The 13,713-nt window shown below is 71.7% G+C and carries 12 protein-coding genes; 7 read left to right on the top strand and 5 right to left on the bottom strand.

Annotated features, from left to right (window positions below; genetic code table 11):
- Positions 1-3 precede the first annotated feature (3 nt).
- A complete protein-coding gene (locus AC0IY1_RS00470; protein ID WP_055947698.1) occupies positions 4-252 on the top strand; it encodes a hypothetical protein in 249 nt (82 codons plus the stop codon).
- Positions 249-3,740: a double-strand break repair helicase AddA gene (addA, locus tag AC0IY1_RS00465; RefSeq protein WP_471766994.1), complete on the top strand. Its 3,492-nt coding sequence runs from the start codon at positions 249-251 to the stop codon at positions 3,738-3,740. Before AC0IY1_RS00470 ends, addA begins: the two co-directional genes overlap by 4 nt.
- Before the next feature lie 121 nt (positions 3,741-3,861).
- Here addA and cobT read toward each other — a convergent pair whose 3' ends face one another.
- The 3 genes from cobT to AC0IY1_RS00450 form a co-directional block, all read right to left on the bottom strand.
- Complete coding sequence (cobT, locus tag AC0IY1_RS00460) at positions 3,862-5,763, bottom strand: cobaltochelatase subunit CobT (protein ID WP_055947703.1); 1,902 nt, start codon at positions 5,761-5,763, stop codon at positions 3,862-3,864.
- A gap of 37 nt (positions 5,764-5,800) precedes the next feature.
- A complete protein-coding gene (gene cobS, locus AC0IY1_RS00455; RefSeq protein ID WP_055947706.1) occupies positions 5,801-6,784 on the bottom strand; it encodes a cobaltochelatase subunit CobS in 984 nt (327 codons plus the stop codon).
- A 254-nt stretch (positions 6,785-7,038) separates the two neighbouring features.
- The gene (locus tag AC0IY1_RS00450; protein ID WP_055947709.1) at positions 7,039-7,665 is read right to left on the bottom strand and encodes a J domain-containing protein; all 627 of its coding nucleotides are present in this window, start codon (positions 7,663-7,665) and stop codon (positions 7,039-7,041) included.
- A gap of 134 nt (positions 7,666-7,799) precedes the next feature.
- On the opposite strand from AC0IY1_RS00450, the gene AC0IY1_RS00445 reads away from it, so the two are divergent.
- Both AC0IY1_RS00445 and arfB read left to right on the top strand, forming a co-directional pair.
- Positions 7,800-8,084 carry a BolA family protein gene (locus AC0IY1_RS00445; RefSeq protein ID WP_471766991.1) on the top strand — a complete coding sequence of 95 codons (285 nt, stop codon included), beginning with the start codon at positions 7,800-7,802 and terminating at the stop codon, positions 8,082-8,084.
- 48 nt (positions 8,085-8,132) lie between these two features.
- Entirely contained in the window at positions 8,133-8,555 is a 423-nt protein-coding gene (gene arfB, locus AC0IY1_RS00440; protein ID WP_055947711.1) for an alternative ribosome rescue aminoacyl-tRNA hydrolase ArfB, read from the top strand.
- Between the two features lie 8 nt (positions 8,556-8,563).
- Here arfB and AC0IY1_RS00435 read toward each other — a convergent pair whose 3' ends face one another.
- Together AC0IY1_RS00435 and AC0IY1_RS00430 are read right to left on the bottom strand one after the other, a co-directional pair.
- Entirely contained in the window at positions 8,564-9,301 is a 738-nt protein-coding gene (locus AC0IY1_RS00435) for a YoaK family protein (protein WP_055947714.1), read from the bottom strand.
- Between the two features lie 193 nt (positions 9,302-9,494).
- Positions 9,495-10,430 (bottom strand): class I SAM-dependent DNA methyltransferase, encoded by a 936-nt coding sequence (locus AC0IY1_RS00430; protein ID WP_471766989.1) that lies wholly within the window; start codon positions 10,428-10,430, stop codon positions 9,495-9,497.
- 41 nt (positions 10,431-10,471) lie between these two features.
- Between AC0IY1_RS00430 and AC0IY1_RS00425 the strand changes: the two genes are divergently transcribed.
- From AC0IY1_RS00425 to AC0IY1_RS00415, 3 genes are read left to right on the top strand one after another with little or no spacing between them, the layout of a single operon-like run.
- Positions 10,472-11,515, top strand: coding sequence for a ligase-associated DNA damage response exonuclease (locus AC0IY1_RS00425; protein WP_103708418.1), 1,044 nt, complete (start codon positions 10,472-10,474; stop codon positions 11,513-11,515).
- A complete protein-coding gene (locus AC0IY1_RS00420) occupies positions 11,512-13,236 on the top strand; it encodes a cisplatin damage response ATP-dependent DNA ligase (RefSeq protein ID WP_471766987.1) in 1,725 nt (574 codons plus the stop codon). Before AC0IY1_RS00425 ends, AC0IY1_RS00420 begins: the two co-directional genes overlap by 4 nt.
- Entirely contained in the window at positions 13,233-13,703 is a 471-nt protein-coding gene (locus AC0IY1_RS00415; RefSeq protein ID WP_103708420.1) for a secondary thiamine-phosphate synthase enzyme YjbQ, read from the top strand. Before AC0IY1_RS00420 ends, AC0IY1_RS00415 begins: the two co-directional genes overlap by 4 nt.
- Positions 13,704-13,713 lie beyond the last annotated feature (10 nt).

Raw genomic sequence — 13,713 nt, 5'->3', positions numbered from 1 at the left:
GCCATGCCGAACTTCGCACTCCGTCTGCCCGACCACGTCATGTCCCAGGCCAAGACGGCCGCTGACGAGGACAACGTTTCCATCAACCAGCTGCTGGTCGCCTTCATCGCGGAGGGGTTGGGCCACCGCCGCGGCCTGAAGGCGCTTCACGCTCGCGCCGAGCGCGCCGACGTGGACGCGGCCCTGGCCTTGCTCGACGGGGCGCCCGACGTCCCGCCCGAGCCGAAGGACCGGATGAGGCTGGACCGATGAGCGGCGTGGCTGTCCGCGAAGCGTTCGTCGTCGACGACCTCACAAAGGCGGCGCAGCGCAAGGCCGCCGATCCCCGCGCCTCGGCCTGGGTCTCGGCCAATGCCGGCGCGGGCAAGACCAAGGTCCTCACCGACCGGGTGGTGCGGCTGCTTCTCGACGGCGCGCCGCCCGCCCGCATCCTCTGCCTGACCTTCACCAAGGCGGCGGCGGCCAACATGTCGATCCGGGTGTTCCGGGTGCTCGGCCGCTGGGTGACGCTGGACGATGCCGCCCTCTCGGCCGAACTGACGGAGCTCACGGGGGAACGCCCAGCGCGCAAGACGCTGCAGGTGGCCCGGCGCCTGTTCGCCCGTGCGGTCGAGACGCCGGGCGGCCTCAAGATCGAGACGCTGCATGCTCTCTGCGAACGCCTGCTGCACATGTTCCCCTTCGAGGCGAACGTGCCGGCCCGCTTCGTGGTGCTGGACGAGACGCAGGCGGCGGAGGCCTTCCGGATCGAGACCGGGAACGTGCTGGCCGACGCCATCGGCGGCCGGCATCCGCATCTCGGCGAGGCCCTCGCCGTCGTCGGCCCCGAGGCGACGGGGGATGCCCTGCGCAAGGCGATCCGCAGCGCCATGCGGGCGCGGGACGTGCTGGACAGCCGCTTCGGTCTCGAAGGGCCCTTCGCAGCGCTGGCCGACGCCCTCGGGGTCCGGGCGGGCGAGAGCGCGGCGGCGATCGAGGCGCGCATGCTCGACGGGGTCCTGGGCGATCTCACCGCACTCGCCGGTCGCCTGCGGACCGGCAAGGCCACCGATGACGGCATCGCCGACAAACTGCTCGTGGTGGAAGCGGCGGCTTCACCGGCCGAGGCCCTGGAGACGTACCTCGGCATCTTCTTCACCAAGGAGGGCACGCCGAAAGCCGACCGGAGCCTCGGCACCAAAGCGGTGCCGGAGGACGCCAAGCAGGCGCTGTGCGACGAGCGCGACCGCCTTGAACCGCTGCAGGACACGCTCCGCGGCGTGCGCGCCCTGGAGCGAACCCACGCCCTCTTCACCCTCGCGGGCGAGATCCACCGCCGGGTCGAAGCCCAGAAGGCCCGCCTCGGCGCCCTCGACTTCGACGACCTGATCCACAAGACCCTCGACCTCCTCGGCCGGGTCGACTCCACCTGGGTGCTGTACAAGCTCGACCGGGGCGTCGACCACGTGCTCATCGACGAGGCGCAGGACACCAACCCGCACCAATGGGAGATCCTGCGCCGCATCACCGCGGAGTTCGCCTCCGGCGAGGGGGCTCGCGAGGTCGCACGGACCCGCTTCGCCGTCGGTGACCCGAAGCAGTCGATCTACAGCTTCCAGGGCGCCGAACCGCGCGAATTCGAGACCACCCGACGTGACTGGCAACGGGCGGCCGCGGGCGCCGACCTCGCTTTCGAGGACGTGCGGCTCGAACTCTCGTTCCGCTCGGCCGGCGGTGTCCTGCGCGCGGTGGACGCCACCTTCAAGATCGCAGCCCATTACGAGGGCCTGTCCTTCGACGACACGGCCGTCGGCACCACCCACAGTACCGCGCGCAAAGCCGCGCCCGGCACCGTCGAACTCTGGCCCATCGAGGAGCCGGCGGACGAGCCCGAGCCCGACGCCTGGGCCGCTCCCGTCGACGCGCCCGAGACCAACGCGCCGGCCATCGTCACCGCCCGCCGGGTCGCCCGGGCCGCCCTGACCTGGATCACCAGCGGCGACGAGACGGGCCGGGTCTGGCGGCCGGGCGAGATCCTCATCCTGGTGCGCAAGCGCTCGGCGGCCTTCGAGGAGGTCATCCGCGCCATGAAGGCCCTCGGCGTGCCCGTCGCCGGCCAGGACCGCCTCGACATCGCCGCCCACATCGCCGTCAACGACCTCGTGGCGGTGGGCCGCGCCGGACTCCTGCCGGCCGACGACCTGACCCTGGCCGGCGCCCTGAAGACGCCCCTCGTCGGCTTCGACGACGACGACCTCGTGCGCATCGCGGCCCGTCGCGACCTGCACGAGACCCTGGAGGATGCGCTGGCCCGGCACGCCGCCGCCGGCGACCCGGCCGCGATCCGGGGCCATGCGGCCCTGACATCCTGGATCGCACTGGCGGCCTGCGAGGGACCGTTCGGGTTCTACGCCGCGCTGCTCGGCGCGCGGGGCGGCCGGCGCGCCCTGGTCTCCCGCCTCGGCGGCGAGGCCGGCGACGCCATCGACGTCTTCCTGATGACGGCGGCGCAGGCCGAGCAGGCGCCCGACGCGCCCTCCCTCGGCGGATTTCTGGCCCGCTACGACACCGTTCCGGGGCGCGGGGAGGGCGGCCACACGGTCAAGCGCGATCTCGATTCCGGCCGCGACGAGGTCCGGGTGATGACGGTGCACGGGGCGAAGGGGCTGGAGGCGCCGGTGGTCGTCGTCATCGACGGCTGCGAGGCCCTGGGCCGCAACGATCCGCCGCTCCTGCCGCTCCTGTCGGGGGTCCAGCGCTTCGGCCTGGGCGCGGCGCCGCTGCCGCCGATCTGGGCCGGGGCCAAGGCGGGCGACTGCGAGGCCGTGACGGAGGCCCGCGCCACCCTGCAATCCCGTGCCCGCGAAGAGCACAACCGTCTGCTCTACGTGGCGATGACCCGGGCCGCCGACCGCCTCGTCATCGCGCCCCATCGGGGGCACGAGGCTCCGAGCGAGGCGGCCTGGTGCGAGATGATCCGCACGGGCATGGAGGAGTCCTTCGGCTCCGGGGAGGTCCTGGAGGCTGCCTACGGCGCCGCGACGCTGTGGCGCGAGGGCGGCGCGGCGCAGCCGGCGGCCCCGGCTCCCTCGATGCCGGAAGGGCCGCCGGAGCTGCCGGCCTGGCTGGAGGCGCCCGTCCCGGCCGAGGTCGAGGCTGCCCCTCCGGTGACGCCGTCCGGCGCGCTGGGAGCCGCCGACACCCGCCGCGAGCCGGGCCAGCGCCAGGCCGACAGCGAGGCGCGCCGGCGCGGGACCCTGATCCACTCCCTGGTGGAGCACCTGCCGCGGATCGACCCGGCTCAGCGGGAGGCCGCCGCGACCGCATTCGTGCGCGCGCGTGCCCCCGGATTCGACCGGGCCAAGCAGGACGGCATCGTCGCCGCGACCCTGCACCTCTTCGCGGAAGCGGACCTGGCCCCGCTCTTCGCACCGGAGGCGCGGGCCGAGGTGACGCTGTCGGGACGGGTCGTGGTCGGTGGCGTCTCGCGTCCGGTCTTCGGTCGTGTCGACCGCCTGGCCATCACCGAGGACACGGTCTGGGTCGCGGATTTCAAGACGGGCCGGCCCCCGCGGGCGGGCGCGCCGCTGCCCCGCGCGGAAGCCGGGCAGATCGCCCTCTACGCCGCGCTCCTGGCGGAGATCTACCCGCGCCACCGCGTGGTCCCGATGCTGGTCTGGACCTCGGGCCCCGTCATCCGGCGGCTCGATGCCGACGCGGTGGCGGCCGCCCTCGACGCGCTGGCGCAGAGGGCGGCGTGAGCACTCGGGCCCGTCAGGTTCATCTTGAGCCGGACAGACCCTCGATGCCTGACTCGACGCTCGTCTCTCCGGGATAACCGGGTCTCGCTGATCCCTGACAGATGCGAGTCCCGGGTAAACGCTAGCGCCGCCCGCCGGCGGCCCGCTTCTGCGGCGCCGGCGTGCCCGAATCCTCCTCGAAGAGTTCGGCGAGCTTCTCGGTCATCGCACCGCCGAGCTCCTCCGCATCGATGATCGTCACGGCGCGGCGGTAGTAACGCGTCACGTCGTGGCCGATGCCGATGGCCAGCAGTTCCACTGGCGACCGGGTCTCGATGTCCTCGATCATCCAGCGCAGGTGGCGCTCGAGGTAGTTGCCGGGATTGACCGACAGCGTCGAATCGTCGACCGGCGCACCGTCCGAGATCACCATCAGGATCTTGCGCTGCTCGGGCCGGCCCAGCAGGCGCTTGTGCGCCCAGTCCAGCGCCTCACCGTCGATGTTCTCCTTGAGCAGGCCCTCGCGCATCATCAGCCCGAGGTTCTTGCGCGCCCGGCGCCAGGGCGCGTCGGCGCTCTTGTAGACGATGTGGCGCAGGTCGTTGAGGCGGCCCGGGGTGTTGGGCTTGCCGCCGGCGAGCCACGCCTCACGCGACTGTCCGCCCTTCCAGGCGCGCGTGGTGAAGCCCAGGATCTCGACCTTGACGCCGCAGCGCTCGAGGGTACGCGCCAGGATGTCGGCGCAGGTTGCCGCCACCGTGATCGGCCGGCCGCGCATCGAGCCGGAATTGTCCAGCAGGAGCGTGACCACCGTATCGCGAAAGTTCGTGTCCTTCTCGCGCTTGAACGAGAGCGGCTGGAACGGATCCGTGACCACGCGCACGAGGCGCGCGGGGTCGAGCTGGCCCTCTTCGAGGTCGAAGTCCCAGGCACGGTTCTGCTGGGCCAGGAGCCGACGCTGCAGCCGGTTGGCGAGGCGCCCGACCACGCCCTGGAGATGGGCGAGCTGCTTGTCGAGGTAGCTGCGCAGGCGCGCCAGCTCCTCGGCGTCGCAGAGGTCCTCGGCGTGGATGATCTCGTCGAAGCGCGGGTTGAAGACCTTGTATTCCGGGCCGCGCGGCTCGTTCGTCCGCTGCGACGGCGGACGCCAAGCCTCCGACGCCTCCTCGGATTCGGCGTTCTCGGCCTCGTCGGGCAACTCACCGGAGGGCGCATCGGCGGCCTCGGTGGCGCCTTCCTGCAACTCGTCGGTGGCCTCCTGCGAGGTCTCCATCTCGGAGCGGTCGCCCTGGGACTGCTCCTCGGCCTCGCCCTCGCTCGGGGTCTGCTCGTCGTCCTGGGCGTCGTTCTCGTCCTCGTTCTCGTCGTCCTCGGGGTCGAAGGGCGTCTCGTCCGCCATGTCGAGGGAGGTGAGGAGGTCGCGGACCGAGCGGGCGAAGGCGCGCTGGTTCTCGATCGCGCCGATCAGCCCGTCGAGATTCGTGCCGGCCTTCTCCTCGATATGCGGGCGCCAGAGGTCGACGATCTTCCGGGCCGCGTCGGGGGGCGCCGCACCGGTGAGGCGCTCGCGCACCATCAGGGCGACGGCATCCTCCATCGGGGCATCGGCCCGGTCGGTGATGTCCTCGTACTTGCCGCCGCGATGGTAGCGGTCCTCGAGCATCGCCGAGAGGTTCGCGGCGACGCCGGCCATGCGCCGCGAGCCGATGGCCTCGACGCGGGCCTGCTCGACCGCGTCGAAGACCGCCCGGGCGCCGGCATTCTCCGGCGCCAGCCGGCGATGCACGGCGACGTCGTGGCAGCCGAGCCGCAGGGCCATCGAGTCGGCGTTGCCCCGCAGGATCGCGACGTCTTCCGGCGTCAGCTTGCGCGGCGGCTCGGGCAGGCGCGCCTTCTCGCCCGTCAGCGCCGGGCGGTCGCTGGCGTAGACCACCTCGATCTCGGAGCGCTTGGCGATGGCGCGCAGGCAGCCCGCCACCGAGCGCTTGAGCGGTTCGGCGACGGGCTCGCGCCGGTCGCCGGGCTTGCGGTTGGAGATCGACATGCGGGTCGACGGTTTCCTCGAAACGGACGAAAGGGGCTCAGCTCAGGGCGACGTTCGAGGCGCTCTCGGGCAGGTCCTTGCCGAAGGCGCGCTGGTAGAACTCCGCCACCAGGGTGCGCTCCAGCTCGTCGCACTTGTTGAGGAAGGTCACCCGGAAGGCGAAGCCGATGTCCTGGAAGATGTCGGCGTTCTCGGCCCAGGTAATCACCGTGCGCGGGCTCATGACGGTGGAGAGATCGCCGTTCATGAAGGCGTTGCGGGTCAGGTCGGCCACGCGCACCATGCGGTTGACGATGTCGCGGCCGCCGTCGCGCTGGTAATGCGCCGCCTTCGACAGGACGATGTCGACCTCGCGGTCGTGGGCGAGGTAGTTCAGGGTGGTGACGATCGACCAGCGGTCCATCTGGCCCTGGTTGATCTGCTGGGTGCCGTGATAGAGGCCGGACGTGTCGCCGAGGCCCACCGTGTTGGCGGTGGCGAACAGGCGGAAGGCGGGGTGCGGGCGGATCACGCGCTTCTGGTCGAGCAGCGTCAGGCGGCCCGACAGCTCGAGCACGCGCTGGATCACGAACATCACGTCGGGGCGGCCGGCATCGTACTCGTCGAAGACCAGGGCGACGTTGTTCTGCAGCGCCCAGGGCAGGATGCCGTCCTGGAAGGCCGTGACCTGCTTGCCGTCCTGCAGCACGATCGCGTCCTTGCCGACGAGGTCGATGCGCGAGACGTGGCTGTCGAGGTTGATCCGGATGCAGGGCCAGTTGAGGCGCGCCGCGACCTGCTCGATATGGGTCGACTTGCCGGTGCCGTGATAGCCCGTGACCATCACGCGCCGGTTGCGGGCGAAGCCCGCCAGGATCGCCAGGGTGGTCTCCCGATCGAAGATGTAGTCCGGATCGAGGTCCGGCACGTGCTCCTCGCTCTGCGAGAAGGCCGGGACCCGGAGGTCGAGGTCGATGCCGAAGGCCTCTCGGACGGAGACATCCCGGTCGGGGAGCGAGGCGGGCGAGACGTCAGAAAGCATAAGGACCTCGTCGGGGCGCGGGTGCCGTGGGGGTGTCACGGAACACGCGGGCTGTGTCGGACTTCGGGGCCTGGCGGTTCGGGAAGGATGAACCGCGCGCGACCGCCATCTAAAGGTCGACGCCGGGCGGCGCCAAGGGGTGTCAGGGCTGCATATAGGGCCTCGCCCGGCGATTGCCGCCCACCCAGAGCAGGGGAGCCCCGGAAAACGTGCATCGATCGTGCCGGAACCGCGCCGATCCGGCGATCGGCGCGTCAGCAGAGGCCGGCGGCGCGTAGGGCATCGTGGGCCCGGATGATGTCGCGCAGGCGCTCCTCGAACGAGCGGTCGCCGCCATTGGCGTCGGGATGGAAGCGCTTCACCAGGGTCTTGTACTGCGCCTTGATGGCGGCCGAATCCGCGTTCTCGTCGAGGCCGAGCACATCGAGGGCCTTGAGGGTCGCCGCCGAGTGCCGGGGCCGACGCGGCTCGGGCGCCGCCTTGCGCCGGGCGGTCTCGCCGACACCCTCGGCACGTAGGATGTCCAGGGGATCGACATAGGCCCAGTCGCGCTTGGGCGCCGCCTTGCCGCGCTCGCCGGCGGTGGCCGGGTTCACGCCCATCGCCCAGGTCGGGCGATGCCCGATGATCGCGTCCTTCTGGAAGGCCTGCACGGCGGCATCGTTCATGCCGTCGAAGTAATTGTACGTGGCGTTGTAGGCGCGCACGTGGTCCATGCAGAACCGCCAGTACTGCCCCTCCGCCTTGCGCCCCTTCGGCGCGCGGTAGAGCCCGGGGTTCTTGCACCCGGGAGTCTCGCAGGTCTGGGTCGCGGCCGTCTTCGGCTCGTCGCAGGACGGCTTGATGCGGATGCTGTCGAACAGGGGCGAGTTGAGATCCATGATAGGGCGATTATGAGGGGGTGGGTCGGAGACACAAGAGCGGCGGGCCTGATGCCGCATGCGGTGTTCGGGGGTTGACGCGCGAGACCGGACGCCAGCGCCCGACCCCCAGCAACAACGAGGAGACGTCCGCGATGACCGAGACCGTGACCCTGAAGGATTGGATCACCGACACGCTCCAGGCGCAACTGACGCCGCAGGACCTGGCGGTGATCGACGAATCGCACCTGCATGCGGGCCATGCGGGGGCGCGGCCCGAAGGGGAGACGCATTTCCGACTGGACGTGGTTGCCGCTGCCTTCGAAGGCAAGAGCCGCGTCGAACGGCATCGCCTCGTCAACGCCGCCCTCGCGCCGGCCTTCCAGCGCGGCCTCCACGCCCTGGCGGTGCGGGCCCGCACGCCTGCCGAAGCCTCCTAGAAGCGTCCGAGTAGCGTCCTGGACGCGCAGCCTGCGAGAGACCCCGCCGTGGCCCTGCAATGCACGCCCCACATCGCCATCGACGAGGCGGAGCTGGAGGAAACCTTCGTGCGGGCCTCGGGCCCCGGCGGACAGAACGTCAACAAGCTCTCGACGGCCGTGCAGCTGCGCTTCGACGCCCGGCGCTCGGCCTCCCTGCCGGATGCGGTGGCCGTGCGCCTGATGCGGCTGGCCGGCCGCCGCCTCACCGTCGACGGGGTGATCGTGATCAGCGCCCAGCGCTTCCGGACCCAGGACCGCAACCGGGCCGATGCCCGCGAGCGCTTGGCCGAGCTCGTCGCCGAGGCCGCGGTGCCGCCCACCCCCCGGCGCGCCACCCGCCCGACCCTGGCCTCGAAGAAGCGCCGCCTCGACGACAAGTCGAAGCGGAGCGCCACCAAGCGGCTGCGCGGGAGCGGGGGAGCCGATTAGCTCGCCGGTCAGATCTGGGCCGCGGCGGCGCCGTCCGGCGGATGCCGCTCCACCTCGCCGCTGACGTAGCGGCTGCCCGGCTTCAGGATCGTCAGCCCCAGAGCGATGATGGCCAGGAGCGCCGAGAGCGCGGCCGGGAACAGGAACGCATCCTCACCGTAGCGCATCTGCAGGAAGCCGCCGATCACCGCGCCGGTGCTCAGGGCCGCCCAGAGGGGGGCCTGGATCCAGAACGAGGGCGCCACCGTGCCGAGCATGAGGTTGGCGAGCCCGGTCCCGAACCGCACCACGGCGCCGGTGACGTAGGTGAGCGCGAGGCTGCGCCCGCCCTCGTCCTGCAGCGTCGCGTTCTGCAGGCCCAGCGCGATGACGATCGGATAGGCGTGGAGCGGGAAGGCGAAGGAGCCGTGCGGGATGATCAGCCCGATGGTCAGGAACACGGATTGAAGCAGGAGCAGCACCGAGAGGCGCCAGCGCCCGACCCAGGCCGCGATCAGGGTGCCGGCGAAGGCACCGAAGCAGAACAGCACGATGACCGAGGCGACGCGCGACGTGCTCTCCCAGTCGAAGCGGCTGACCGAGACGCCGAAGCGTGTCGTGTTGCCGCTCATGAAAGACATGAACAGCTGCGAGAACTCGAGGAATCCGATCGAATCGGCGCAACCGGCCACGGCCGAGAGCGCCAAGGCGAAGGGGATGCGCGTCGCGGCGCTCGCCGGAAATGACTTGTTCTGCGTCTCTGCCATAGGTTTGCTATCCTCCGTCCCGTGTGGCGGCTGAACTACGGTGGCGTAAGGCCGATACGCTCGGTGCGGGGCCGGACCTCGACGTCAGGTCACGGGCGAAGTGCTCCGATGCGTCCGGGGCAACAGTCACGCTCCCGTTTGGTTCAACCGCGTCGTGCGCCAGCGCTCAAGGCCTGCAACGCAAACGTGAACGTTACCGCCGCCGGGCCACGATCACCCGGCCGGGGACGTCGGCACCGTTTTCCCGCCGCACGACGGCCGGTTGGGCGAACTCGCGGCCGAGGCCCGCCGCCGCCAGGGTCTCCTGCACCAGCGCATCGCCGTGGGCGTAGCGGGCATCCGCGCCCAGGATGAGGCCGTCGCCCGCATGGGACTGCACCGTGAAGGCGAAGCGCCCGCCCGGGCGCAGGACGCGGGCGCTGCCGGAGACCATGCCGGAAAAGTCGCCCACGTAGATCATGACGTCGGCGGCTGTGACGCAATCGGCCGAGGCGGCGGGCTCGGCCGCGAGCGCCGCCACCAGTTCGCCCTCCACCAGGCGATGGTAGCAACCACGCCGCCCGGCCTCGGCCAGCATGCCGGGTGAGAGGTCGATCCCGGTCAGGTGCGCCGGCCGGCCGGCGAGGGCGGCCCCGACGAGGCCCGTGCCGCAGCCGAGGTCGATCACCCGCCCGAGGGGCGTCGCCGGACCCGCCGCGGCATCGAGCGCCTCAGCGACGAGCGCGTGCCCGCGATAGCACAGGCCCTCCACGAGGTGGCGATCGAAGCGGGGCGCGTAGGCGTCGAACAGCGCCCGGACGTAGCCCGGCGAGATCGCGGTGATCGCATCGCCGGCGCCGATGCGCACCAGGGCGAGGCGCGCGCCCTGGGCATCCTCGGGATCGATGTCGAGGGCATTGGCGTAGGCGCGCAGGGCCGCGTGGTGATCGCTCGCCTGCCCGCCCTTCGCGTAGCGGGCTTCGCGGGCCAGCCCGAGCAGGAACCAGGCCGGAGCGAAGCGGGGGGCGATCTCCAGGGTCTGCTCCGCCATCTCGGCGGCACCGTCCGGGTTGCCCTCGTCGAGGCAGCCCTGGGCGTAGGCGTAGCGCCGGTCGGCGCGAAGGTCGCCGGAGGTGATCGTACGGGACATGTGGCTGCGCATGGGCTTCGGGCGCCCTATATGCCGCGCCGATGAGTTTCAGCGCCAGCGATCTTCTCACCCTGACCCGCGAGGGCCTGTACTGCCCCCTCGGCGGCTTCCATGTCGATCCGACCTGGCCGGTGCCGCGCGCCCTGATCACCCACGGGCATGCCGACCACGCCCGGGCCGGCCACGGGCGGGTGCTCGCCACGGGCGAGACCCTGCGCATCATGGCGGTGCGCTACGGGGCGGAGTTCTGCGAGAGCCGCCAGGAGGCGCCCCTCGGGCAGGAGATCCGCATCGGCGACGTGACCGTGCGCTTCGCGCCGGCCGGGCACGTGCTCGGCTCGGCCCAGATCGCGATCGAGGCGCAGGGCGTCCGGGTCGTCGTGTCGGGCGACTACAAGCGCGCCTACGACCCGACCTGCCTGCCCTTCGAGGTCATGCCCTGCGACGTCTTCATCACCGAGGCGACCTTCGGCCTGCCGGTGTTCCGGATGCCGGACACCCGCGACGAGGTGAAGAAGCTGCTCGATTCCGTGGCCCTGTTCCCCGAGCGCGCCCACATCGTCGGGGCCTACGCGCTGGGCAAGGCGCAGCGCGTGATGGCGCTGCTGCGGGAGGCCGGCTACGACCGGCCGATCTACCTGCACGGCGCGATGGAGAAGCTCACCGAGCTCTACAAGCAGGAGGGCATCCCGCTGGGCGAGACCCCGAAGGTCGTGGCGACCGAGCGCGCCAAGCTCCACGGGGCCATCGTGCTCTGCCCGCCCTCCTCGATCCAGGACGTCTGGTCGCGCAAGTTCCCCGACCCCGTGACCTCCTTCGCCTCGGGCTGGATGCGGGTGCGCGCCCGGGCCCGCCAGAAGGGCGTCGAGCTGCCTCTCTGCATCTCCGACCATTCGGACTGGCCCGATCTCTGCCGCACCATCCTGGAGACCGGGGCCGGGGAGGTCTGGGTCACCCACGGGCAGGAGGACGCCCTGGTCCACTGGTGCGGGACGCAGGGCATCAAGGCCAAGCCCCTGCACCTGCTGGGCTACGGGGACGACGGGGAGGCCGAGCCGGCCGCCGCACCGGAGGAGGCCGCGTGAACGACTTCGCCCACCTCCTCGACCGCCTCGCCTACGAGCCGCGCCGCAACGCCAAGCTGCGCCTGCTGCAGGATTATTTCGCCCACGCCCCCGACCCGGAGCGCGGCTACGCCCTCGCGGCGATGACCGGGGGGCTAACCTTTCGCGAGGCCAAGCCCGCGATGATCCGCGGCCTGGTCGAGGCGCGCATCGACCCGGTGCTGTTCGGGCTCTCGCACAATTATGTGGGCGATCTCGCCGAGACGACGGCCCTCATCTGGCCGGCGCCCACGTCGCGGAGCAACGAGGCGGTCGTCGGCCCCGGCCACAACAACCCGCCCCCGCACGTGCCGACCCTGGCGGAGGTGGTCGAGACGCTGGGCACCGTGAAGAAGGCGGACCTGCCCGCCCGCATCGCCGAGTGGCTCGACGCCCTGGACGAGACCGGGCGCTGGGCGCTGCTCAAGCTCATCACCGGCGCGCTCCGGGTCGGCGTCTCGGCCCGTCTCGCCAAGACCGCGATCGGGGCGCTCGGCGGCCACGAGGCCGACGCCGTCGAGGAGGTCTGGCACGGGCTGGAGCCGCCCTACGCCACCCTGTTCGCCTGGGTCGAGGGAAGGGGCGAGCGGCCCACCACCCTGAATCCGGCGCCGTTCCGGCCGCCGATGCTCTCCCATCCCATCGACGAGGACGGCGATTTCGAGAAGCTCGATCCGGCCGCCTTCTCCGGCGAGTGGAAGTGGGACGGCATCCGGGTCCAGCTCGTGGGCGGACGCGACGAGGCCGGCGCGCAGGTCGCCCGGATCTACTCGCGCACCGGCGAGGACATCTCCGGCGCCTTCCCGGATCTGGCCGAGGCCATCACCTTCTCGGGCGCCATCGACGGCGAATTGCTGATCCTGCGCGAGGCCCGGGTGCAGAGCTTCAACGTGCTGCAGCAGCGCCTCAACCGGAAGGCCGTGACCCCGAAGCTTCTGGAGGAGTTTCCCGCCCATGTCCGCGCCTACGACCTGATGCACGCCGAGGGCGAGGACCTGCGCCCGCTGCCCTTCAGCGAGCGCCGGGCCCGCCTGGAAGCCTTCGTGGCGGCCCTCGACCACGCCCGGATCGACCTCTCGCCCCTGGTGCCGTTCGCGACCTGGGCGGATCTGGCCGCGGCCCGCGCCGACCCGGCCGCCGTGGGGGCGGGCGAGGATGCCGACGCCATCGAGGGCGTCATGCTCAAGGCCCGCGACAGCGCCTACCTGCCGGGGCGCCCCAAGGGGCCGTGGTGGAAGTGGAAGCGCGAGCCGTTCCGGGTCGACACGGTGATGATGTACGCCCAGCGCGGGCACGGGAAGCGCTCGTCGTTCTACTCCGACTACACCTTCGGGGTCTGGCGCGCGCGCGAGGACGGCGCGCCCGAGCTGGTGCCCGTCGGCAAGGCCTATCACGGCTTCACCGATGCCGAGCTGCAGAAGCTCGACCGCTACGTCCGCAACAACACCACCAAGCGCTTCGGCCCGGTGCGCGAGGTCGCCTACGGGCTCGACCACGGCCTCGTCCTGGAGATCGCCTTCGAGGGGGTGCAGCGCTCGACCCGGCACAAGTCCGGGGTCGCCATGCGCTTCCCCCGGGTGGCACGCATCCGCTGGGACAAGCCGGCGGCGGAGGCCGACCGGATCGAGGCCCTGGAGACCATCCTGGCCCGCGGCGAGCGAGAGATCGCGCCGGGCGAGACCCTGACGGAGGCGCAAGGATGAGGCGTGCGGGGACGATCGGAACCTTGGAGGGCTTCGCCAGCGGCGGTGTCGAGCGGCAGGCGGGCGCGACCCTCACGGTCTCGACGCCGGGCCAGGGCTTCACCGACATCACCCGGTCGGTGGCCGAGTTCCTGGGGCGCAGCGGCATCGGCACCGGGCTCGTCACCGTGTTCTGCCGGCACACCTCGGCCTCCCTGACCATCCAGGAAAATGCCGATCCCGACGTGCAGACCGACCTCCTCACCGCCCTCGACGGGCTGGCGCCGCGCCACGCCGGCTACGTCCACGGCGCCGAGGGGCCGGACGACATGCCGGCCCATATCCGCACGATGGTGACGGATTCCGCCCTCGGCGTGCCGGTGCGGGGCGGGCGCCTCGCCCTCGGGACCTGGCAGGGGATCTACCTCGTCGAGCACCGCGACCGGCCGCACCGCCGGGAGATCGTCCTGCACGTGGTCGGGGCCTGAGGGCCGGCCG

The organism is Methylobacterium sp. AC690, from assembly GCF_979256535.1.
This window is presented reverse-complemented; position numbering and strand designations above follow the sequence as displayed.